The sequence below is a fragment of the Amycolatopsis sp. NPDC003865 genome, assembly GCF_053605345.1.
On sequence record NZ_JBSGJA010000019.1, the window covers coordinates 194,032 to 216,284 of the forward strand.

The 22,253-nt window shown below is 72.0% G+C and carries 21 protein-coding genes; 10 read left to right on the forward strand and 11 right to left on the reverse strand.

Features of this window, described 5'->3' with window-relative positions; all coding sequences use genetic code 11:
• Positions 1-50: 50 nt before the first annotated feature.
• From pip to ACWEVP_RS36645, 5 genes are all read right to left on the reverse strand, one after another.
• Positions 51-992: a prolyl aminopeptidase gene (pip, locus tag ACWEVP_RS36625; RefSeq protein ID WP_452067151.1), complete on the reverse strand. Its 942-nt coding sequence runs from the start codon at positions 990-992 to the stop codon at positions 51-53.
• A 79-nt stretch (positions 993-1,071) separates the two neighbouring features.
• Positions 1,072-1,800, reverse strand: a complete 729-nt coding sequence (locus tag ACWEVP_RS36630) for an ESX secretion-associated protein EspG (protein WP_452067196.1) — start codon at positions 1,798-1,800, stop codon at positions 1,072-1,074.
• A 34-nt stretch (positions 1,801-1,834) separates the two neighbouring features.
• Entirely contained in the window at positions 1,835-3,169 is a 1,335-nt protein-coding gene (locus tag ACWEVP_RS36635; protein WP_452067152.1) for a WXG100 family type VII secretion target, read from the reverse strand.
• A 3-nt stretch (positions 3,170-3,172) separates the two neighbouring features.
• Entirely contained in the window at positions 3,173-3,793 is a 621-nt protein-coding gene (locus ACWEVP_RS36640) for a DUF3558 domain-containing protein (protein WP_452067153.1), read from the reverse strand.
• A 2-nt stretch (positions 3,794-3,795) separates the two neighbouring features.
• A complete protein-coding gene (locus ACWEVP_RS36645; RefSeq protein ID WP_452067154.1) occupies positions 3,796-4,197 on the reverse strand; it encodes a hypothetical protein in 402 nt (133 codons plus the stop codon).
• A gap of 186 nt (positions 4,198-4,383) precedes the next feature.
• On the opposite strand from ACWEVP_RS36645, the gene ACWEVP_RS36650 reads away from it, so the two are divergent.
• The 6 genes from ACWEVP_RS36650 (at position 4,384) to ACWEVP_RS36675 (ending at position 10,743) form a co-directional block, all read left to right on the forward strand.
• Positions 4,384-4,965: a TetR/AcrR family transcriptional regulator gene (locus tag ACWEVP_RS36650; RefSeq protein ID WP_452067155.1), complete on the forward strand. Its 582-nt coding sequence runs from the start codon at positions 4,384-4,386 to the stop codon at positions 4,963-4,965.
• A 23-nt stretch (positions 4,966-4,988) separates the two neighbouring features.
• Positions 4,989-5,555, forward strand: coding sequence for a TIGR03086 family metal-binding protein (locus ACWEVP_RS36655; protein ID WP_452067156.1), 567 nt, complete (start codon positions 4,989-4,991; stop codon positions 5,553-5,555).
• Positions 5,556-5,770: 215 nt separating this feature from the next.
• Positions 5,771-7,108 (forward strand): hemolysin family protein, encoded by a 1,338-nt coding sequence (locus ACWEVP_RS36660; protein ID WP_452067157.1) that lies wholly within the window; start codon positions 5,771-5,773, stop codon positions 7,106-7,108.
• Positions 7,105-8,148 (forward strand): hemolysin family protein, encoded by a 1,044-nt coding sequence (locus tag ACWEVP_RS36665; RefSeq protein WP_452067158.1) that lies wholly within the window; start codon positions 7,105-7,107, stop codon positions 8,146-8,148. Before ACWEVP_RS36660 ends, ACWEVP_RS36665 begins: the two co-directional genes overlap by 4 nt.
• Complete coding sequence (locus tag ACWEVP_RS36670) at positions 8,145-9,026, forward strand: 3-methyladenine DNA glycosylase (RefSeq protein ID WP_452067159.1); 882 nt, start codon at positions 8,145-8,147, stop codon at positions 9,024-9,026. Before ACWEVP_RS36665 ends, ACWEVP_RS36670 begins: the two co-directional genes overlap by 4 nt.
• 115 nt (positions 9,027-9,141) lie before the next feature.
• Positions 9,142-10,743, forward strand: coding sequence for a hypothetical protein (locus ACWEVP_RS36675; RefSeq protein WP_452067160.1), 1,602 nt, complete (start codon positions 9,142-9,144; stop codon positions 10,741-10,743).
• Here the strand turns inward: ACWEVP_RS36675 and ACWEVP_RS36680 are convergent.
• Both ACWEVP_RS36680 and ACWEVP_RS36685 read right to left on the reverse strand, forming a co-directional pair.
• Positions 10,740-11,513, reverse strand: a complete 774-nt coding sequence (locus ACWEVP_RS36680; protein ID WP_452067161.1) for an aldo/keto reductase — start codon at positions 11,511-11,513, stop codon at positions 10,740-10,742. The genes ACWEVP_RS36675 and ACWEVP_RS36680 overlap by 4 nt on opposite strands.
• A 43-nt stretch (positions 11,514-11,556) precedes the next feature.
• Positions 11,557-12,351 (reverse strand): helix-turn-helix domain-containing protein, encoded by a 795-nt coding sequence (locus tag ACWEVP_RS36685; RefSeq protein WP_452067197.1) that lies wholly within the window; start codon positions 12,349-12,351, stop codon positions 11,557-11,559.
• A 168-nt stretch (positions 12,352-12,519) separates the two neighbouring features.
• Between ACWEVP_RS36685 and ACWEVP_RS36690 the strand changes: the two genes are divergently transcribed.
• A complete protein-coding gene (locus tag ACWEVP_RS36690) occupies positions 12,520-12,882 on the forward strand; it encodes a nuclear transport factor 2 family protein (RefSeq protein WP_452067162.1) in 363 nt (120 codons plus the stop codon).
• Positions 12,883-12,928: 46 nt separating this feature from the next.
• Here the strand turns inward: ACWEVP_RS36690 and ACWEVP_RS36695 are convergent, their stop codons facing one another.
• Complete coding sequence (locus ACWEVP_RS36695) at positions 12,929-14,083, reverse strand: NAD-dependent epimerase/dehydratase family protein (RefSeq protein WP_452067163.1); 1,155 nt, start codon at positions 14,081-14,083, stop codon at positions 12,929-12,931.
• A gap of 137 nt (positions 14,084-14,220) precedes the next feature.
• Here ACWEVP_RS36695 and ACWEVP_RS36700 point away from each other — a divergent pair, with 137 nt between their 5' ends.
• The gene (locus tag ACWEVP_RS36700; RefSeq protein ID WP_452067164.1) at positions 14,221-14,718 is read left to right on the forward strand and encodes a GtrA family protein; all 498 of its coding nucleotides are present in this window, start codon (positions 14,221-14,223) and stop codon (positions 14,716-14,718) included.
• On the opposite strand, the gene ACWEVP_RS36705 is transcribed toward ACWEVP_RS36700, so the two are convergent.
• A complete protein-coding gene (locus ACWEVP_RS36705; protein ID WP_452067165.1) occupies positions 14,648-16,822 on the reverse strand; it encodes a glycosyltransferase family 2 protein in 2,175 nt (724 codons plus the stop codon). The genes ACWEVP_RS36700 and ACWEVP_RS36705 overlap by 71 nt on opposite strands.
• Positions 16,819-17,766: an NAD-dependent epimerase/dehydratase family protein gene (locus ACWEVP_RS36710; protein WP_452067166.1), complete on the reverse strand. Its 948-nt coding sequence runs from the start codon at positions 17,764-17,766 to the stop codon at positions 16,819-16,821. The genes ACWEVP_RS36705 and ACWEVP_RS36710 overlap by 4 nt, the downstream gene beginning before the upstream one ends.
• A gap of 124 nt (positions 17,767-17,890) precedes the next feature.
• Between ACWEVP_RS36710 and ACWEVP_RS36715 the strand changes: the two genes are divergently transcribed.
• Together ACWEVP_RS36715 and ACWEVP_RS36720 are read left to right on the forward strand one after the other, a co-directional pair.
• Positions 17,891-18,559 carry a hypothetical protein gene (locus tag ACWEVP_RS36715; protein ID WP_452067167.1) on the forward strand — a complete coding sequence of 223 codons (669 nt, stop codon included), beginning with the start codon at positions 17,891-17,893 and terminating at the stop codon, positions 18,557-18,559.
• A 68-nt stretch (positions 18,560-18,627) separates the two neighbouring features.
• Positions 18,628-19,362 (forward strand): helix-turn-helix transcriptional regulator, encoded by a 735-nt coding sequence (locus ACWEVP_RS36720; protein ID WP_452067168.1) that lies wholly within the window; start codon positions 18,628-18,630, stop codon positions 19,360-19,362.
• Here the strand turns inward: ACWEVP_RS36720 and gcvP are convergent.
• Entirely contained in the window at positions 19,346-22,231 is a 2,886-nt protein-coding gene (gene gcvP / locus ACWEVP_RS36725; protein WP_452067169.1) for an aminomethyl-transferring glycine dehydrogenase, read from the reverse strand. The genes ACWEVP_RS36720 and gcvP overlap by 17 nt on opposite strands.
• Positions 22,232-22,253 lie beyond the last annotated feature (22 nt).

Genomic DNA, 22,253 nt, shown 5'->3' on the forward strand with positions numbered 1-22,253 from the left:
GGCCGTGGGTGGGAACCAGTGTCTGCCCCTGTTTCCCACCCACGACCGCGCTAGCGGGCGAAGCGGTCGGTCGCGCCGACGAGCACGTCCTGCATCGGGGCGTCTTGCGTGGAGTGCCCGATGTCGTCGAGCATGACGAGCTCGCTGCCGGGCCAGCCGTGGTGCAGCAGCCACGGCGTGCCGACGATGTTGCTCGTGTCGAGCACGCCCTGCGCGAGCACCGCGGGGATGCCGGCGAGCTTGCCGAGGTTGCGCAGGATTTCGCCGTCGGGCAGGAAGACCCGGTTGCTGAAGTAGTGCGTGACCAGCCGGGCGAAGCAGAGCTGGAAGGCGGGGTCCTCGAAGGACTTGTACGCGGGCACGCCCGGGAGCATCGCGTCCTCCCAGGCGCACCAGCCGTCGGCCGCCTTGCGGTGGACCGCCGGGTCGGGATCCATCAGCAGCCGGTGGTAGGCGGCGGAGAGGTCGCCGTCCCGCTCGCTCTCCGGCACGCCTTCGCGGAACTTCTCGAAGGCCTCCGGGAAGTACGCTCCGAGGCCGCGGATGAGCATCTCGATCTCGATGAACCGGTCGGTCGCCAGCCCCATGAGGACCATCTCGCTGACCCGCTCGGTGTGCCGCAGGGCGTAGGTCAGGCTCAGCACCGAGCCCCAGGAACCGCCGAACAGCAGCCACTTCTCGATACCCAGCCGCGTCCGGAGCAGCTCGAAGTCCGCGACCAGATGGTCGGTGGTGTTGGCGGACAGGTCGGCGACCGGGGCACCGGCGTGCGGGGTGCTGCGGCCGCAGCCGCGCTGGTCGACGAGCACGACCCGGTACCGGTCCGGGTCGAAGTAGCGGCGGAGGTTCGTCGAGCAGCCCGTGCCGGGGCCGCCGTGCACGACGAGTGCCGGCTTGCCCTTCGGGTTCCCGCAGGTTTCCCAGTAGATCTCGTGCCCGTCGCCGACGTCGAGCAGGCCGTGCTCGTAGGGCTCGATCTCGGGGTACAGCATCAGCGCGTCCTTCCGCCCGGAATACAACAGCGCTGTCACGTTAGCGCCGCGAGCGGCCCGGCGCGCGGGATTTGCCCGCTCAGACCAGGGCGCCGGCCAGCTCCATGAGCGTGTCGGCCAGTTCGCGCGGGCCCGCCGGGCCGATGTGGATGACGGCGTCGTCGCCCGCGCCCGAGGTGTAGCTGAGGTAGCGGCCCCAGTCCGTGTCGGCGTAGTGCAGCGGCTGCTGGAGGCAGGTGTGCCTGCCGACGTCGTCGCGGCGGCCGACGTACAGCTCGCCGCTGCCCGAAACGGGCCGCTGCACCAGGCTGACCACGTCGGCGACCGCCGGGTCGAGCGGGTAGGCGTCCTGACCTCGGCGGGCCGCCTCGGTCAGGTCCGCCACCCGGACGGTGCGCGGGTGGCCGCCGCCGGCCCCCACCGGCGGCAGCTGCTCGACGAGCGACTCGGCGAGCCGGTTCCGGTCGATCTCCTGGACGCCGACGTGCGTGCCGTCGGAGACGGCGAGGACCGCCTGGAGGCCTTTCGCCGCGGCGAGCACGCCGTAGGTCCGGCCGTCGACCCCGACCCAGCCGTAGCACTCCCGCGCCGGGTTGACCAGCAGCGGCAGCCAGTCGAGGAAGTCGACGGTGGCCCGCCCGCGCGCGTCGACCAGGCCGGCCTCGGCCAGCGCGGCCTCGACTCGCTTCTCCGCCTCGGCGCGCTCCTCGACCGAGAGCCACAACGGCTCCGGCCGGAGGGTGAGGTGCAGCTGACCGACCTGCTCGCGCTCGGCCAATGCCGCCAGCGCCTCGACCGGAACGTCCACCCGGCCTGTTGCCACGTCCACCCGCCTGTTCGCTCTACTCGCCGATGACCGGCGGGCTGGTCCGCTGGTCGGTGCCGAAAATGGCGTCCGGATCCGCTTCGATCAGGAAGTCCGGCCGCTGGTGCTCATCATCTTCCTCACCTTCGCCGCGCCGGCCGCCGGGGCCCATCGGCCCCATTTGCCCGGACCGCCCGGCCGCCGACCGGGCGGCGGCGGCCTCCGCGGCGGCCGCGTTGCCGATGCTGCCCATGCCGGACCCGCGGCCGCTGCCGAGGCCCCGCTCCCCCGCCGCCGACCCGCTGCCGCCGCCGGCACCGCTTCCGCTGCCGCTGATCGGCCGTCCGTTGGAGTCCAGGAGCCGGCTGCCGGCGTTGCCGCTCGTCGGGCCGCGGCCACCGGTGCTGGAGTTCGGGTCGTTGCCGAAGGTGTTCGAGTAGTTCTGCCCGCCGCTGTTGTTCGTCGGGTAGTAGGTGAACCCGTCGACGTTCGGCGGCGTGCCGCCCGGTCGGTCGGTGCCCGGCCCGGGCCGGGTCGGCACGGTCGGGATCGTCGGACGGCCCGAGCCGGTGGTGTGGGTGGTGTCGTCGCCGCCCGTTCCCCCCGTGCCGCCGGTCCCCCCGGTGCCGCCGGTGCCTCCAGTACCCCCGGTTCCGCCCGTACCTCCGGTTCCGCCGGTGCCGCCGGGCTTGTCGGGTCCACCGGTCCGGCCGGGGTCGACGCTGCTGGTGGAGGTGTGGTCGTCGCCGCCGGGATCGCCACCGGGGTTTTCCGGCAGCCACTTGCTCCGATCGGTCGGCTCGACCCGGCCGGGCGTTTCGGGGGTGTTCACGGAGATGGCGGCGCCGTCGGACTCGAGGACGCCGTAGTCGGTGGGCAGCGCGGACCTGGTGCTGTCGGTGACGTTGCTGTACTGGTCCATCACGCGGACGTTGGTCTCGTTGGCCGCGTTGTACTTGGCGATGCCTTCTTGGTAGGAGTCGATGTCGTCCTTGGCCATGAAGGGACCGGCGATCGGGATGGCGGCCTTGAGCCCGACGCTCCACGGGCTCGGCTTGTCCGGCTTCGGCGGAACCTCGACGACGGAGCTGCTGGAGTGGTCGAACGCGGTCGCCTGCGAATCGACCGACGCCTTGGTGACGTCCAGCGGCTGGGCGGTCTCGGCGAAGGCCTGCTCGAGCGGGCCGGCCCCGGCGTTCGCGGCGTCGGCCGCGCTTCCGGTCCAGGCCTGCTTCATCCGGTCCTGCAGCGCCTTGATGCCCTGCGCGCGGTCCAGGTAGGCGTTCGAGAGGTTCGCGACCTCGTCGGCGGCCGTGCGCAGGCCGGAGGTGTTGCCCTGTCTGAAGTTGTCGTAGATCTGCTTGCCGTCCACTCGTCATGCCCCCTTGAGTGTGGTGATGATGGCGGCCGCCACCTGGCTCGCCGCGGCACAGGAATCCTGCTGCCCCTCGTAGCCACCGGAGTACACACCGACCGCGAGGTCGTCGGCGACCCCGACATCCAAGCTGCAGTTGCCCAGCGGGCGCCGGTCGCGCTTGTCGATGTAGATCGCCGGGTAACCCTCGACGTCCGGCGCCTTCTCGAGGAACGGGAGCTGGCCGTCTTCGTGAGCGGTGTACAACCCCGCCAGGCCACCCAGCCCGTTGTCGCGGTTCCCGGTGCCGATGATGACCTGCATACTCACGCCCGCGCCCGCGATCTTCCAGCTGCAACCCGGACCAGCGGCCCCGATGCCGTTGTCCTGCAGCTGAGTGTCGCCGGGGTCGGTGAACTGCAGCGCCGACAACGTCGAGGCCGGCACGATGTCGCACGGTTCGGCGGCGTACTTCGAGGCGTCGAGCGGAGTGGTCACTTTGGGAACGTCCGGGTTGACCGGAACGCTGGACGCAGGCTGACTCGGCGCCGGCGAAGCAGTGCCGGGCTTTTCGGTGGAGCAGCCGGCGAGCACGAGCACGGCGGCCACCGCGCCGATGGTGCCGCGGACGGGAAAGCGCACGGTCACACCGTCCGGAACGGGTCGGCCATGCCGTGGTCGGTGGCGACGGTCTTGGTCTGGGCTTCCTTGAGCTTCTTCACGTAGTTCTGCACGTACTTCAACATCGAGTCGTTCTGCGCCTGCAGTGCCGAAAGGGAGTCCATGGTGGTCGAGACGTAGCCATTGCTGACGGCGTCCTTGCCGGGCGCCTGCAAGGACGCGATGATGAAGGTGATCTTGTCCTTGTCTTCGACGATCTTGTCCAGCTCGTCTTCCCAGAGACCGATCACCGACGCGAGCTCCTCGGGGTCCATCTTGAACTGGCCGCCCCCGCCGCCACCGCCGCCGTAGACCCGGCCGCTCTGGCCCAGGATGTCGCCACCCCAGACCGCCTGGACCGCCTGCCCGGCCTCGCCGATGATCACGCTCCGCACCTTCCCCTCAGTTCACCCACCGTGATGGTGCAAAGATTAGCCAACTGTCTCACGCCGTGTCAGCGAATCGCCGCAACGTTCCGACGACGGGGATCCCGGTTCGGTTCCCGGGCACTCCGGGTCACAGTACGTACGTACGGATTGCGAAGTCCCGGCCTTCGGTGCCAGGATTTCAGGATGCCACGCGTAAGCCAGGATCACCTCGACGCACGCCGGCGCCAGATCCTCGACGGCTCGCGCGTGTGCTTCGCCCGCTACGGCTACGAAGGTGCCACAGTCCGGCGCCTCGAGGAAGCCACCGGGCTCTCCCGCGGGGCCATCTTCCACCACTTCCGCGACAAGGAGTCGCTCTTCCTCGCCCTCGCCGAGGACGACGCCATCCGGATGGCCGACGTCGTCGCCGAGCAGGGCCTGGTCCAGGTCATGCGCGATCTGCTCGCCGGCGGCGACCACCCGGCCGACTGGCTCGGGACGCGCCTGGAGGTGAGCCGGCGGCTGCGCACCGACCCCGAGTTCCGCGCCCGCTGGGCCGAACGCTCCGAGCAGCTCACCACCGCCACCCGGCTGCGGCTGCTGCGCCAGCGGGAGGCCGGCAACCTGCGCGACGACGTCGACGTCGACGTGCTCACCGCGTTCCTCGAACTCGTCCTCGAAGGACTCGTTTCGCACCTGGCCATGGGACTGCCGGCCGCCGGGCTGGGGCCGGTGCTCGACCTCGTCGAGGAGACCGTGCGGCGGCACCGGCCGGGCACCGGCTGATCCCCCGTGGTCCAATGGCCCGCGTGGATCTTCTCGAGGCGCACGGCCAGGCGTTGCGGGCTTTCGGCGACGCGGTGCACACCGCCGGCGCCGGCGCCTGGGACCGCCGGACCCCGTGTACCGAGTGGACGGTCCGCGACCTCGTGAACCACGTCGTCGCCGAGCAGCTGTGGGCGCCGCCCCTGCTCGCCGGGGCCACTTTGGACGACGTGGGCGACCGCTTCGACGGCGACGTCCTCGGCGACAGCCCGGAGGCCGCCTGGGACGCGGCGGCCGAGGCCGCCCGCGAAGCGTTCCTCGACGACGGCGTGCTCGAACGCGCGGTGCACGTGTCGGCGGGCCTGCTCCCGGCCCGCGAGTACGGCTGGCAGATGACGATCGACGCGGCGGTCCACGCGTGGGACCTGGCGACGGCGCTCGGTCTCCCCTGCCCGGTGACCGAGCCGCTGGCCGAACGCCTTCTGGACATCGTCCGGCCGTGGGTGGACGAATGGCAGGGGCTGGGGATCTTCAACCCACCGGTCCCGGTGCACCGCGGCGCCGGGCCGACCACGCGGCTGGTCGCCCTGCTCGGACGGCGCTCCGCCTGAACCACCCGCGAAGGTGAGCGCGCCGACACACCGATATCCCCGCGACGCCGGCCGTCGACACGTTAAACTTGTCCGCATCGTCGCAGTACACGCCGATTTCCTACTAGGAGTGACCGTTTCGTGCGCGCAGCGCAGTCACCTGGTGACAGTACCGAGCCGGGTGACCGACCCGGCTGTCCGATAGGTTCATCCCCCGCCGACCGGGCGGGTGCGGAATGATCCACATCCTCTTCGCCGTGCTCGGCGTCCTGCTCTTCGTGCTGCTGACCGTCGGCACCGGGCTGGCCGTCGCCGCCGAGTTCTCGCTGACCGCGCTCGAACGCAGCACCGTCGAGGCCAACGTGCGGCAGGTCGGCGACCGCCGCGCCCTCACCGTGCAGAAGGCCCACCGGACGCTGTCCTTCCAGCTCTCAGGCGCCCAGGTCGCGATCACCCTGACCACGCTGATCACCGGTTACCTGGCCGAGCCGCTCATCGGCGAGCTCGTCCGGCCGCTGCTCACCGGCGTCGGGCTCCCGGCGGGGTTCGCCGCCGGCGCGTCGATCGTGCTCGCCCTGGTCATCGCCACCTCGCTGTCGATGATCCTCGGCGAAATGGTGCCGAAGAACCTCGCCATCGCGCGGCCGCTGCCGACCGCGCGGGCCGTCGCCGGCTACCACTCGCGGTTCTCCGCGCTCTTCCGGTGGCTCATCACGCTCATGAACAACAGCGCGAACTTCCTCGTGCGCAAGTTCGGCGTCGAGCCCCAGGAGGAACTGCGGTCCGCGCGCTCGCCGCAGGAGCTCGGCTCGATCGTGCGGTCCAGCGCCGAAAGCGGGACGCTCGACACCTCGACCGCCGAGCTGCTCGACCGCTCGCTGCGGTTCGGCGAGCGCACCGCCGAGGAACTGATGACCCCGCGCGTGCAGCTCGAGTCGCTCGCGATCGGCGACACCATCGCGGACCTCATCGACATCTCGCGCCGCACCGGGTTCTCGCGGTTCCCGGTGCACGCCGAGGACCTCGACGACGTCCGCGGCGCCGTGCACGTCAAGCAGGCCTTCGCCGTGCCGGCCGCCGACCGGGCCGCCGTGCCGATCGGCTCGGTCATGCGGCCGGTGCCGACCGTGCCCGAGTCGCTGCCCGGCGACGACCTGCTCAACCGCCTGCGCGACTCCCGCTTCCAGCTCGCCATCGTCGTCGACGAGTACGGCGGCACCGCCGGGCTGGTCACCCTGGAGGACGTCGTCGAGGAGATCATCGGCGACGTCCGCGACGAGCACGACGACCACGAAGGCCCGGCGTCGCAGCAGGTCGGCACCGACAGCTGGCTGGTGTCCGGGCAGCTGCGCGCCGACGAGGTCACCGACGTCACCGGGTTCCGGATGCCGGACGGTGACTACGAAACCATCGCCGGGCTCATCCTCGAGCGGCTGGGCAAGATCCCCGCCGAGGGCGACGCCGCCGAGGTCGACGGCTGGCGCCTCACCGTCACCACGATGGACAAACGCCGGATCGCCGAGGTCGAAGTCGCCCCGGTCCGCGCCGAAGAGCCGGCGGAGGTGGCCTCGTGAGCGACTGGCTGAACATCGCCCTCGTCGTGCTCCTGCTGCTGACCAACGCGTTCTTCGTCGGCGCGGAGTTCACGCTGATCTCCTCCCGGCGGGACAGGCTCGAAGCGCTGCTGGAGCAGGGCAAGACGCGCGCGAAGATCGTCATCAACGCGAGCAAGCACGTGTCCCTGATGCTCGCCGGCGCGCAGCTGGGCATCACCATCTGCTCGCTGCTGCTCGGCCGCCTCGGCGAACCCGCGGTCGCGCACCGGCTCTCGGCGTTCTTCGACCTGCTGGGCCTGCCCGAAGCGCTGCTGCACCCGATCTCGTTCGCGATCGCGCTGGCGTTCATCACCGTGCTGCACGTCCTGATCGGCGAGATGGTGCCGAAGAACCTCGCCATCGCCGAGCCCGAGCGGCTCGCGCTGTGGCTGGTGCCGGTGCACGTCGGGTGGGTCAAGATCGCCAACCCCTTCATCTGGCTGCTGAACTTCGTCGCCAACTCGCTGCTGCGCGCGGTGAAGGTCGAGCCGAAGGACGAACTGGAGACGGCCTACACGTCCGACGAGCTGGCCGAGCTGCTCAGCGAGTCGCGCCGGGAGGGCCTGATCGACCAGTCCGAGCACCGGCGCCTCACCCAGACGCTGTCGTCGGTGCAGAAGACGGTGGCCGACGTGCTGGTGCCGACGGCCGAGCTGACCACGCTGCCGTGCGGGCCGACCGTCGGCGACGTCGAGCGGGCGGTCTCCTCGACCGGCTTCTCGCGCTTCCCGGTCTGCACCGACGACGGGCGCCTGACCGGCTACATCCACGTGAAGGACGTCCTCGAGCTGGCCGGCCAGGACCCGGCGACGATCGTGCCCGACGCGAAGACGCGCCCGCTCACCGAGCTGCGCGCCGACGCCCGGCTCGACGTCGCGCTTTCGGCCATGCGCAAGGAGGGCAGCCACCTGGCGCGTGCGCTCGACACGGGCGGCAACGCCGTCGGCGTCGTCGCGCTGGAGGACCTCGTCGAGGAGTACGTGGGCACCGTGCGCGACGGAACCCACGTCGGCGCATGACGGGTGTCGAAGTGCTCGCCGAGCCGGACTGGCTGGCCCGGGAGGCGGCGCACGTCGAGCGGATGCGGCGGTGGACCGGCCCGCACCAGGACCGGCGCTCGCGCGGCGAGAAGCACCCGGTGCTGGACTTCCTGTTCACCTACTACTCGTACCGGCCGTCGCACCTGGAACGGTGGCAGCCCGGGCCCGGCGTCGCTCTCGCCGGGCCCGCGGCGCGGCGCTTCCTGGACCGCAAGGGGTACGTCGCCACCGGCGACGGCGTGGTGCTGGACCCGGCGGGCTTCACCGGAAGCAAGGCGCGGACCGCCGAGTTCGTCCTCGGCCTGCTGTCCGCGACGGCGTCCCGCGCGCCGCGGCTGAGCTGCTTCGGCCTGCACGAGTGGGCCATGGTCTACCGCGAGCCGGCGGACTCGGTGCGCCACAACCAGGTGCCGCTGCGGCTCGGGTCGGCGGGCACGGACGCCGTCGTGGAGGCGCTGGACGTCCGTTGCGGGCATTTCGACGCCTTCCGGTTCTTCACCGCCGACGCGCGGCCGCGCAACGAGCTGACGCCGTCCCGGGAGACGCAGGTCGCACTGGAGCAGCCGGGGTGCCTGCACGCGAACATGGATCTGTTCAAATGGGCGTACAAGCTCGATCCGTTCGTGCCCGCGGAGCTGGTGGCGGACTGCTTCGAGCTGGCCGTGGAGATCCGGACGCTCGACATGCGGGCGAGCCCGTACGACCTGGCCGCGCTCGGCTACCCGCCCGTGCGGATCGAGACGGCCGAAGGGCGAGCCGAATACGCCAGGGCACAGGGCGGGTTCGCCCGGCGGGCGGCACCGCTGCGTGCTCGGCTGATAGCGCACTGCCATCGCCTGGTCAGAGCAGCACCCTGAGCGCGCTCCACTGTGAGTCAGATTATTCTCTCTCCGATACTCACCTGTTAGGGTGATAACGGTTTCATTGCATCGCAGCGCGTGCTTGACATGCCCTCACCCCGAAAGGACGACGATGGGGCGACACACCCGGGACGACGAGCCCGTGCCGCACCCTCAGGACCGCGCGGCCGGCAGGCCGGCCGCTCCGCGCCGCCCGCACCCCGGCGAGGTTTCCGGCGCCCACCCGGTCGCGAACCAGGGCCCGGCACCGGCGAAGACCCCGAAGCGCAGCTCCATCTCCGACGCCTTCGGGATCGCCGGCCGCGGCACCCCCCGCGGCGAGTCGTCCGGCTACTTCGTCTCCGGCGGCGGTGAGGTTTCCGGCTCGTACCCCGCCGGCGGGCGCAGTGAAACCACCGGTGCGCAGCCCGTCGCCCGCCGCGGCGAAACATCCGGCGCCTACCCGGTCACCGGCCGCGGTGAGATCACCGGCGCACAGCCCACCACCCGCCGAGGCGAGAACTCCGGCGCCTATCCGGTCGCCACCCGCAGCGAGAGCTCCGGCGCCTACCCCGTCGCCGGCCGCAGCGAGGCCTCCGGCTCCTACCCCGCCACCGGCCGCGGTGAGACCACCGGCGCACAGCCCACCACCCGCCGCAGCGAGAGCTCCGGCGCCTACCCCGTCGCCACCCGCAGCGAGAGCTCCGGCTCCTACGCCGCCGGGCGCGGCGAAACCAGCGCGAAGCCCACCACCCGCCGAGGTGAGGCCTCCGGCTCCCACCCCGTCACGGGCCGGCGTGCCGGCCGGCGCGGGGAAGCCTCCGGTGCCTTCCCCGTCGCGCGGCGGGACGAGAGCGCCGCCGAGCGGACCGAAGTCATCACCCGGCACGGCGAAGCCTCCGGCGACTACCCCATCACCGCGCGCAGCGAGAACACCGGTTCCCACCGCACCCTGGACCGCACCGACGGCGCCGGCGGCGAAAGCACCTCTCGCCGGCGCCGCCGCGACGACGACGCCGGCGAGACCTCCACCCGCCGCGCGCCGGGCCGCGGCGACAGCACCGGGCCGAACCGCGCCGAGGGCAAGAGCGAAACGACCGGGTCGCACCGGATCGCCGGGAAGGGCGAGGCCACCGGCTCGCACCGGATCGTCGGCAAGAAGGCGCCGCGGCGGCGGATCGCCACCTGGCCGATCGCCTGCGCCGTGCTCGCCGCCCTGATCGGGCTCGGCGTGATCGGCTGGAACTGGGCCGACAGCGAGCTCAACAGCCGCGCCGAGGCGCAGGCGGCCAGCTGCTCCGGCGGCACGTCGCAGATGCGGATCGTCGTCACGCCGAGCGTGCAGAAGCCGGTGACCGCCGCGGCCGACCGCTGGAACCAGGCCGCCACCGTCGTCCACGGCCAGTGCGTGCACGTGACGATCGACGCCAAGCCGTCTTCGCAGGTCCTCGACTCGCTGGTCGGCCGGGCCAACCTGGACGCCATCGGCGGTCTCCCGGCCGCGTGGCTGCCCGAGTCGTCGTACTGGGTCAGCGAGCTGACCACGAAGAAGCCGGAGATGATCGGCTCCCCCGCCCAGTCGGTCGCGAACGCCCGCTCCGCGGACTACCCGTTCGTCGGCCTGACCGGGCCCGGCATCGACGACACCGTGCTCCGCGCGGCCCAGACGTTCCGCGAGTACCTCGAGCAGCCGCCCCAGCAGGCCGACTTCGCCGCCGCGGGGATCAAGAGCTAGACGCGCGTGCCGTTGTCGAGCTCGGCCACCACGGCGAGGTCGTCGTCGGCCAGCTCGAAGTCGAAGATCCCGAAGTTCTCCCGGGTGCGGGTCGTGGTGGCCGAGGCCGCCACGGCGACCGTGCCGGCCTGCAGGTGCCACCGCAGCACGATCTGGGCCGGGGTCTTGCCGTACTTCGCCGCGAGGGCGGTGACGGTCTCGTCGGCCAGCAGCCCGGCGTTCGCGGCCGGGCTCGACGCCGCCGTCACGATGCCGCGCTCGGCGTGGAACTCGCGCAGCGGCAGCTGCTGCAGCCACGGGTGCAGCTCGACCTGGTTCAGCACCGGGACCGCGCCGGTGGCGTCGATCAGGCGGCGCAGCTCCGCGACACCGAACCCGGCGACGCCCACCGCGCGGACGCGGCCGTCGGCGCGCAGCCTGCTCAGGGCGCGCCAGGTGTCGGTGAACGCGCCTTTGGTGCCCTCCAGCAGGCACAGGTCGGCCCGCTCGACTCCGAGCGCGGCCAGCGCCTGGTCGGCCGCGCGACGAGCCGTGTCGTAGCCCTGCGCGGGCACCTTGAAGCTGACGAACAGCTCGTCCCGGGGCACCCCGGCGAGCGCGGTGCCCACCGCGGCCTCGGTCCCCGGCGCGGTGTCGAAGCCGCGGTAGCCGACGTCGAGGGCGATGCGGACGGCCCGGCCGGTTTCGGCGGCGGTCAGCCCGCCGACACCGAACAGCAGCTGGGGGATGCGGACTCCGTCGGACAGGGCGAGCGAAGGCGGGACGGCCATCTACCGGTGATCCTCACGTCGGATGCTGCGCGGGTGTCCCCCATCATTCCACCGCGGCGGCGCGCTTGCGCAGGTATGCCGACGTCGCCGCGTCGGCCGGGAAGAACGCTTCGATCACCAGTTCCGCGACCGTGACGTCCAACGGCGTGCCGAACGTGGCCACCGTGCTGAAGAACGTCAGGTCGGCGCCCTCGTGGCGGAACTTCAGCGGGACGAAGATCTCACCCGGTCCAGGGACCTCCACCTCGGGCACCGGCTGGGCGCACGGGTAGCCGCGCAGCTCGGCGAGGAGGTCGGCCAGGCCGGGGTCGGCGGTCTGGCCGACCTGACGGCGGAGCCGGCCGAGCAGGTGGGCCCGCCACTCGCCCAGGTTGGTGATGTGCGGGGCCATGCCGTCGGGGTGCAGGGTCGCGCGCAGGACGTTGGTCGTCAGCTCGGCGGGGATCCCGGCGACGAACAGGCCGACCGCGGCGTTGGCGTCGACGAGGTCCCAGTTGCGGTCGACGACGGCGGCCGGGAAGGGCTCGTGGCTCGCGAGCAGCTGCCGCACGGCCCGGCGGACGGCGTCCATGTCCGGGTCCCCCAGCGCGTTCTCGGTGTAGGCGGGGGCGTACCCGGCGGCGAGCAGCAGCCGGTTGCGTTCGCGCAGCGGGACGTCGAGGTGCTCGCCGAGCCGCAGCACCATGTCCCGGCTCGGCTTCGAGCGGCCGGTTTCGACGAAGCTGAGGTGGCGGGTGGAGATGTCCGCGGAGATCGCGAGGTCGAGCTGGCTGATCCGGCGCCGGTCGCGCCATTCCCGGAGGAGCTCGCCGACGGGCCGCTGCCGCGCCTGCACCATGGTCGTCACGGAGGCGACGCTACGGCGCCCAAGGCGCCCCTGCCATTACTTCCGGGGTAATGCCACCGCATTACCTCCCGCGTAATCGACGCGCCGCACGCCACCGGCCAGAGTGGTCCTCAGCGCAGGGACGACCGAATCCGTTGTCCCCCAACGAAAGGAACCACCATGACCGACGTCCGCGCCCTCGTCGAACAGTACATCGCCGTCTGGAACGAGACCGACGGCGGCAAGCGGCGCGCCCTCATCGCCGACGTCTTCACCGACGGCGCGAGCTACACCGACCCGCTCGGCGCCGTCGCCGGCCACGACGGGATCGACCAGTTCGTCGGCGGGGCCCAGCGGCAGTTCGCCGGCCTCACCTTCAGCCTGCCCGCCGAGCCCGACGCCCACCACGGCCTCGCGCGGTTCCAGTGGTACCTCGGCACTCCCGGGGCGGCCGAGCCGGTCGCCATCGGGTTCGACGTCGTCGAGCTCGAAGACGGGAAGATCGCCAAGGTGCACGGCTTCCTGGACAAGATCCCCGGCTGACCACCCGGCGTGCGGGCTCCCGGCCCCGGGAGCCCGCACGGACCCGTCAGTCCTTCAGCGCGCCCCGCCAGCGCACCGTCGGGCGCAGCTTCTCCGGGTTCACGCGGTGCTTGTTGGCGCCCACGATGTCGAACATCGACTCGATCAGCGTGTCCGAAAGCAGGTGCGGCTCCAGCCCCAGCCCGACCAGCCCGGTGTGCTTCACGTTGTAGTAGTGCTCCGGCGCCTCGGTGCGCGGGTTGTCCAGGTGCTCGATCTGCACCGGACCGGGGAACCGGTCGGCGACGAGGTCGGCGATCGCGGCCACCGACATGCTCTCGGTCATCTGGTTGAACACGCGGAACTCCCCCGCCTCGGCCGGGTTCTCCACGGCGAGCCGGATGCACTCGACGGTGTCGCGGATGTCGATCAGCCCCCGCGTCTGCGCGCCCTTGCCGTACACCGTCAGCGGCTGCCCCAGCACCGCCTGGATGACGAACCGGTTCAGCACCGTGCCGAACACCGCGTCGTAGTCGAAGCGGGTCGCCAGGCGCGGGTCCGCCGCCGTCTGCGGCGTCTGCTGGCCGTACACGACGCCCTGGTTCAGGTCCGTCGCGCGCAGCCCCCACGCGCGGCAGGTGAATTCGATGTTGTGCGAATCGTGCACCTTGGTCAGGTGGTAGAACGACCCCGGCCGCTTCGGGAACAGCACCCGATCGGAACGCCCGTTGTGCTCGAGGTCCAGCCAGCCTTCTTCGATGTCGACGTTCGGCGTGCCGTATTCGCCCATCGTGCCCAGTTTGACCAGGTGGATCGAGGGGTCGATCTCCGCGATCGCGTACAGCAGGTTGAGGTTGCCGATCACGTTGTTGTGCTGGGTGTACACCGCGTGCTCGCGGTCGATCATCGAGTACGGCGCCGACCGCTGCTCGGCGTAGTGCACCACGGCGTCGGGGCCGAAGTCCCGCACCGCCCCGAACAGGAACTCCGCGTCGAGCAGGTCACCTTCGTAGCTGGTGATCGTCCGCCCGGAGACCTCCTCCCACGCGGCGATCCGGCCGGCGAGGGACTCGATCGGGACGAGGCTTTCGACGCCGAGTTCGGCGTCGTAACCGCGGCGCGCGAAATTGTCGAGAACGGCTACCTCGTGGCCTTTGTCCGATAAGTGCAGCGCGGTCGGCCAGCCCAGATATCCGTCACCGCCGAGAACCAGCACCCGCATTGTGCCGCCTTTCCTGCTCGTTTACGCCCCCGACGCTATCGATCACGTGCTGATGAAGACCTGGCAATAAGCTGTGAATCTCCTATGCGTAGGGGACCCGGACGGCGGCTTCCCGGGCCCACGGGGAGGATGGGGACATGACGACCGTAACCAACGGCGTGCGGCCCCGCACAACGGAGAAGACCCGCCGCCGCGGCTGGGCCCGCCTGGCCCGCGCCGCCGCAACGTCGGTCGCCGCCACGGTCCTCAGCCAGGTCGTCCTGCTCGCCGTGCTCGCCACCGGCGGTGCCGCGGCGTGGGCGAGCACGCTGGCCTGGGCGGCCGGCGCGGTGCTGAACTTCCTGGTCACCCGCCGCTGGGTGTGGGGCCGCACCGGGCGCCCGCGCGTCCGCCGTGAGCTGCTGCCCTACCTGGCCGTCATCGGCCTCGGCGGGCTCGCCTCGATCGGCCTGACGACGCTGGCCGGCTCGCTCCTGACGCCGCTGGACCTGCCGCACTTCTGGTGGGTCGTGCTCGTCGACGGCGCGTACGTGGCCAGTTACGCGCTGGTGTTCGTCGTCAAGTTCACGCTGCTCGACCGGCTCGTGTTCGGCCGCGGCGCAGCACGTACCCCCGCCACCACGTCCCGGTCATGACCCGGGCGTAGTTCGCGCCGTAGACGACGCTGCCGCCCTTCTTGCTCTTGCCCGCCTTGCGCAGCCGCATGCTCATCGGCAGCTCCACGACCCGGGCGCCGCGCGCGGTGACGCCGAGCAGCAGCTCCGAGGACTGGTACTGCGGCTCGTTGAGCGGAACCGAGCAGGCCAGCTCCGCCCGCATCGCGCGGAACCCGAACGACGTGTCGGTGATCCGCCGGGCGGTCAGCACCGTCGCCAACGCCGCGAACACGCGCACGCCCAGCCACCGGACGCGGCTGTCGGCCTCCTCGTGCCCGAGCCGCCGGGACCCGGTGACGAAGTCCGCGGTCCCCGCCACGACCGGGCGGACCAGCGCTTCCAGCTCGCTGTTGTCGTACTGGCCGTCGGCGTCGGTGGTCACGACGTACTCCGCGCCGGCCTCCTCCGCGAGGTGGTAGCCCAGGCGCAGCGCGGCGCCCTGGCCGCGGTTGCGGGGCGCCACACAGACGTACGCGCCGTGGTCTTCGGCGATGGCGGCCGTGTCGTCGGTGCCGCCGTCGACCACGACGAGCACGTCCACGCGCATGCCGAGGCACTCGTCGGGCATCTTCTCCAGGACTTCGCCGATGCCGCCGGCTTCGTTGTAGGCGGCGATGACGACGGTCAGCGGCGCCAGCTCCAGTCCCGGGTGGCGGCCGCGGAAGTCGTCGAGGGCGCCGGTGTCGACGTCGTCGGGGAACGCGGCGAGGCGCTTCCGGCTGGCCGAGGTCAGCGTGGTGAAGCCGAGCGCGCCCGCCACGGGCAGCAGCACGAGGGCGGGGATCTGGTAGCGCCAGGAGAACTGGAACACCGCTGACGCGAAGAGCAGCACCAACCCGCTCGACGCCGCCAGCAGCGCGCCCGCCCGCGCCCGGTCCAGGGGCTTCTTGCGGCGGAACACCGTCAGCAGGCCCAGGATCGCGCCGATGCCCAGCACCGCGCCCGGGACGTACCCGCCGCCGAGCTGGTAGTCGCGGAGGATCTTGGCCAGTGGCTGGTCGACACTCGCGTTCACGCCGTCGTTCTGCTGCGTGACCAGGTCGATCAGCGACTGGTCGGCCCACTGGGGGTAGGTGAGCTGGAACTGCCAGCGGTCCAGCGGGACGTCGGTCGGGTCCTGCTCCCGGGTCCAGGCGAAGCTCTTGGCGAAGTCGGTCAGGATCGCGTCGGCGACGTCGCCGGGCTGTTCCTTCAGCACGTCGACCGCGAACTCGTGCGCCAGCGCGGCCTTGTCCGCGCCCGGGGGCAGCGGGCCCGGCCAGTTCGGGTCGAGGTCGGCGTGGGTGTAGTTGTCCACCAGCCGCGTCTCGCGCGGCTCGGCCGGGCAGAAGACCCGCAGCGTCGGGTCGAGGTGCAGGTTCGCGCAGTCGGCGACGGCGGCGGTGCGGCCGTAGAGCATGTTCCCGGACGGCCCGGTCAGTCCCCACTTGCCGGTCTCCGAATGCACCCGCGCCGAGTACGGCACGAGCACGGCCAGCAGGCCGAGCAGCCCGACGCCGGCCCGGCGCCAGCCCGCCCAGTGCCGCCACGCTCCCCCGGCGACGACCAGGAAGACCAGCAGGGGCAGGGCCAGGGAGATGCCGATCAGCCGGGTCAGCACGCCGAACCCGAGCAGCAGACCCGCGGCGCCGGCGCGTTTCCAGCCCGGGGTGCCCCAGCCGAGCAGCAGCCACAGGAGCCCCAGGAGCACCGCCTCGAACGTCACCTCGGACATGATGTTCTGCTCGATCTGCAGCTGGTAGGCGTCGAGCAGCACCGGCGCGGCGGCGAGCGCGCCGACCCACGGGCGGCCGCCGAGACGCAGGACCAGCCCGTACACGCCGATCGCGATCAGGACCCCGCCGACGTGCTGGACGGCGGTGACCCACGCCAGCCCGCCGACCGCCAGCAGCGGGCGCAGCACGAGGTCGTAGCCGATCGGGTCGAGCTGGTCGGCGCGCAGCGCGTGCAGGTTGTCGATGTAGCGGAACGAATCGATGAACAGCAGCGCGGGCCGGTAGGCGAGCCAGGTCAGCACCCGGAGGGCGATCGCCGGGACGAGGAGAACGAGCAGCAGCCAGTGGCGCTTCGGAAAAGCGGTCACGGTGTCGCGTTTGGACGGTCGAGGCCGGAGAAGTACTTCCACGCCGTGGCCAGGCCATCGGTGAGCGAGACCTCCGGCCGGTACCCGATGGTCCCGGCACTGGCCGAAACGTCGACGACCACGGCGGGCATCTCCCCCGCGGGCGCGTCGACGTGCTCGACCGGCAGTTCGGCGCCGGTCACCTCGCGCACGGCTTCGACCATCTCCAGCACCGACACCGACCGCCCGGCGCCGACGATCGCCCGGCCGGAGTAGCCGCTGCCGAGGGCCAGCAGGATCGCCCGGACGACGTCGTCGACGTGCACGAGGTCACGGCGCTGGCGGCCGTCGCCGTAGACCTTGACGCCGGTGCCGGCGAGCGCGGCCCGCATCATGCGCGGCACGAAACTGTCCTTGTGGGACATTCCCGGGCCGTAGACGTTGGTGAACCGCAACGCACACGTCGTCATGCCGTACGCGCCGGCGTAGCCCGACAGCAGCATTTCGCACGCCGCCTTGGTGGCGCCGTACGGCGTCAGCGGGCGCGGCGGCAGGTCCGGGGTGATCGTCGCGGTGCCGACGTCGCCGATCACCGCGTTGGTCGAGGCGAGCAGGAACGCCGGCACCTCGCGAACGCGGGCGAGCTCGAGGAGTTCCTGGGTGACCAGGACGTTGTCGGCGAAGGTGTCCTCGGGCAGCTCGACCGACTTCAGCACCGACGTGAGCGCCGCGAGGTGCACGATCCCGGTGGTCCCCTGCCGCACGGCTTCCTCGCGGACGGCGGCGTCGCGGAGGTCGCCGGTCACCACGCGGACGCCCTCGAGCTCCTCGGGGAACGGGACCCGGTCGACGACGGTGACCCCCGCGCCCTGGTCGCGGAGGGCCCGCACGACGGCCCGGCCGATGAAGCCGCTGCCGCCGGTCACGACCACGGACGTCCGATCAGGACCGTGCGCATTCGCCATGGCGTCAACCTACCTCCCGTTCCTGTGCGGGGGCCGTGCGCGTACGCAGAACTGCGTATGGCCGCGGTCCCGGCCGGATTGGTGTCCTGGACGGGTCATGAAGCACCGGGGAGGAAGGCTCACCATGAAACGACTCTTCACCGTTCCGGCACTGCTGCTGGCCTCGCTGGCCGGGGCGCTCACCGTGTCCGCCGCGCCCGCGAGCGCGGCGACGACGGATGTCGGCGTCATCCCGTCCAGCCGGTCGTGCCCGGTCGGCACCGAGGCGATCGTCATCCGGATGGACGACGAGGACTCGGGCAACGCGAACTCGCGCGGCGGGTTCATCGGGGCCGTCAGCAGCACGAGCAACACGGAGATGTTCTTCTGCCGGGTCGACGGGACCGCGTTCCGCGGGGTCACGCAGTCCGGCTCGTTCCGGCCCTACGCCGTGCTGAAGCTCGGCGCGAACTGCCCGAACGGCTCGCAGGAGTTCTCGCGCCGGTTCGACAACGAAGACGACAGCAACAACAACTCGTTCTCGGGCAACATCTTCCCGAACGTGAGCGACAGCAACACGCTGCTGCGGTTCTGCCTGTTCGCGCCGGGGGTGGCCACGACGACGGCGTTCCCGAACGTCGGTTTCGGCTACCTGGTGTTCTCGGGGGTCGACTCGTCGGGCTTCTTCCACACCGACGACGAGGACGACAGCAACAACAACCAGTACTCCGCGCCGGCCGGGATCACCAGCATCGCCCAGTCGATCGTGAGCGCCGGTTCGAACACCACGCTGAACGTCCGGATCGCCCGGTAACACCCGGTTCGTATCTCCCTCGGTTCTTCCGGGTCTTTCCAGTCCGGGAGAACCGAGGGGGATCTGGGGTGAGCAGTGAACTGACGGCGCGGTGCCTGCACCGCGCCCTCGAAGTGGTGCGCGAGCTGAAGGCGGCGGGGCCGGGCGAGGGGCTGGCCGGACTGGGCCGGCTGATCGGCTGCGACGTCGTCTCGTGCACGAGCACCGAGCACACGACGCGCAGGCTGACCGGCACGGTCACCGACCGGCCGGAGCAGAACCTGATGCGCCACCCGGAGTTCCGGGCGCACGTGCACCAGCACCCGGGCTTCGCGGCCTACCGCTCCGGTGCGCTGCGGCTGGGCACGTCCGCCGCGCTGAGCGACCTGGCCGACCTGCGGACGCTGCGCGCGCTGCCGTTGTACACCGACTTCTACCGCCCGCGCGGGACGGTGGACCAGCTGCTGTGCGTGGTCCAGGTCGACGACCGGCACGGACGGGTCCTGACGCTCAGCCGGTCACGGCCGGGGTTCGCCGCGCGGGACCGTGAGCTCGTGGACCTGCTGGCGCCGCACCTGGCCCAGGCGTTCGCCCGCGAATCGCCACCGCCGGTCCGGCCGGTCACCGGCGGGCCGGTCGGGGTGCTGACCGCCCGGGAACGGGAGGTGGCCGGGCTGGTCGCGCGCGCCGCGCCGGACCGGGAGATCGCCCGCCGGCTCGGCATCAGCCCCCGGACGGTCCAGAAGCACCTGCAACAGATCTACCGCAAGCTGGCGCTGGCCAGCCGCACGGAGCTGATGGTCCACCTCACCGGCCCCCGGTGAAGGCTTCCGGGGGTGGGCAGGAGCAGACCAGGTTGCGGTCGCCGGCCGCGCCGTCGATGCGGCGGACCGGGGGCCAGATCTTCGCCGCCGCCGGGCCCGCCGGGAACGCCGCGACTTCCCGGCTGTACGGCCGGTCCCAGTCGCCCACGAGGCACCGCGCGGTGTGCGGAGCCTGCCGCAGCGGGGACTCCGCCAGAGCCCACTCCCCCGCCGCGACGCGGTCGATCTCCGCGCGGATCGCGATCATCGCGTCGCAGAAGCGGTCCAGCTCGGCGAGGTCCTCGCTCTCGGTCGGCTCCACCATCAGCGTGCCCGCCACCGGGAACGACATCGTCGGCGCGTGGAGGCCGTAGTCCGCGAGGCGCTTGGCCACGTCGTCGACCGTCACGCCGGTCGCCTTCGTCAGCGGCCGCAGGTCGAGGATGCACTCGTGGGCGACGAGCCCGCCGTGGCCCGCGTACAGCACCGGGAAGTGCTCGCCGAGGCGGCGGGCGACGTAGTTGGCGTTGGCCACCGCCACGAGCGTCGCGCGGCGCAGGCCCTCGGCCCCCATCATCCGGACGTACGCCCACGAGATCGGCAGGATCGACGCGCTCCCCCACGGCGCCGCGCTGACCGGCCCGACCCCGGTCGCCGGGCCGGCCGCCGGCTGGAGGGGGTGGTTCGGCAGGAACGGCGCCAGGTGCGCGCGGGCGCCGATCGGGCCGACGCCGGGTCCGCCGCCGCCGTGCGGGACGCAGAACGTCTTGTGCAGGTTGAGGTGCGAGACGTCCGCGCCGAAGCGGCCGTACTGCGCCACGCCGATCAGCGCGTTCAGGTTGGCGCCGTCGACGTAGACCTGCCCGCCCGCGTCGTGCACCAGCGCGCACACCTCGCCGATGGTGTCCTCGTAGACCCCGTGCGTCGAGGGGTAGGTGATCATGATCGCGGCGAGGTCGGCGCGGTGGTCGTCCACAGTGGACCGCAGGTGGCCGAGGTCGATGTTGCCGTCGTCGTCGCAGCGGACGACGACCACCCGCATGCCGGCCATGACGGCGCTCGCCGCGTTGGTGCCGTGCGCGCTGGCCGGGATGAGGCAGACGTCCCGCTCGCCTTGGCCGCGCGAACGGTGGTAGGCGCGGATCGCGAGCAGGCCGGCGAACTCGCCCTGGCTGCCCGCGTTCGGTTGCAGGGAAACCGTGTCGTAGCCGGTGATCCGCGTGAGCCACGCGCTCAGGTCGGCGACGACCTCCAGGAGCCCGGCGGCGTCCTCGGCGGGTGCGAACGGGTGCAGGCCGGCGAACTCCGGCCAGGTGATCGGCTCCATTTCCGCCGTGGCGTTGAGCTTCATGGTGCACGAGCCGAGCGGGATCATGCTGCGGTCGAGCGCGACGTCGGAGTCGGCGAGCCGCCGCAGGTAGCGCAGCAGCGCGGTTTCCGAGCGGTGGGCGTGGAACACCGGGTGGGTGAGGAACTCGCTCGTGCGGCGCAGCGGAGCGGGGAGCGCGTCGGCGGTGTCGGCGTCCAGACCGTACACATCGGACACCGAGACGCCGAACGCCTTCCACACCCGGGAAAGCCGCTCGCGGGTCGTCGTCTCGTCGCAGGCGACGCCGACGTGGTCGTCGTCGACGCGCCGGAGGTTGACGCCGAGGTCGCGGGCCGCGTCGACGACCGTGTCCGCCCGGCCGGGGACGGCCGCGACGACGGTGTCGAAGAACTCGCCGTGCACGACCTCGACACCGCCTTCGCAGAGCCCGGCGGCGAGCACCGTGGCCATCCGGTGGGCGCGCAGCGCGATGTCGCGCAGGCCGTCGGGCCCGTGGTGGACCGCGTACATCGACGCCATCACCGCCAGGAGGACCTGCGCGGTGCAGATGTTCGAGGTCGCCTTCTCGCGGCGGATGTGCTGCTCCCGCGTCTGGAGGGCGAGCCGGTACGCGGGCGCGCCGTCGGCGTCGGTCGACACGCCGACGAGCCGTCCCGGCAGCTGCCGCTCGAGGCCCTTCCGGACGGCGAGGTAGGCGGCGTGCGGGCCGCCGAAGCCGAGCGGGACGCCGAACCGCTGAGTCGACCCGACGGCGACGTCGGCGCCGAGCTCGCCGGGCGGCCGCAGCAGGGTCAGGGCGAGCGGGTCGGCGGCGACGACCACGGCGGCGCCGTGCTTCTTGGCATCGGCGATCGTCAGGTCCGGCTCGCGCACCGCACCCGAGGCGCCGGGGTAGGCGAGCAGGATGCCGAAGAAGTCGCCGCCGAGCCCGAGCCCGGTGAGTCCCTGGGAGAGGTCTTCGACGACCAGCTCGATGCCGAGCGGCTCGGCGCGGGTGCGGAGCACGGCGAGGGTCTGCGGGAGGGTGTCCTCGTCGACGACGAACCGGTTCGACGGCGATGTGCCCGCCCGGCGCACGAGGGTCATGGCTTCGGCGGCCGCGGTGGCTTCGTCGAGCATCGAGGCGTTGGCGACCGGCAGGCCGGTCAGGTCGGCGACCATGGTCTGGAAGTTGAGCAGCGCTTCGAGCCTGCCTTGGGAGATTTCCGGCTGGTACGGCGTGTAGGCGGTGTACCAGGCGGGGTTCTCGAGGACGTTGCGCCGGATGACGGGCGGGGTGACGGTGTCGTGGTAGCCGAGCCCGATCATCTGCACCATGGGCCGGTTGCGGCCGGCGAGCTCGCGCAGTTCGGCGAGCGCCTGGGCTTCGGTGGCGGCGGGCGGGAGTTCGAGCGGCTGCGCGGACCGGCGGAGCGATTCGGGAACGGCACGCTCGGAGAGCTCGTCGAGAGAGGTGACGCCGATGACGTCGAGGATCCGGCGGAGTTCGCCGGGGCCGGGCCCGATGTGCCGGTCGGCGAAGGGGATGCCCTGTTCCAGCGAGGCAAGTGACGGATCCACGATGGCCTCCTGGGGACAGCGG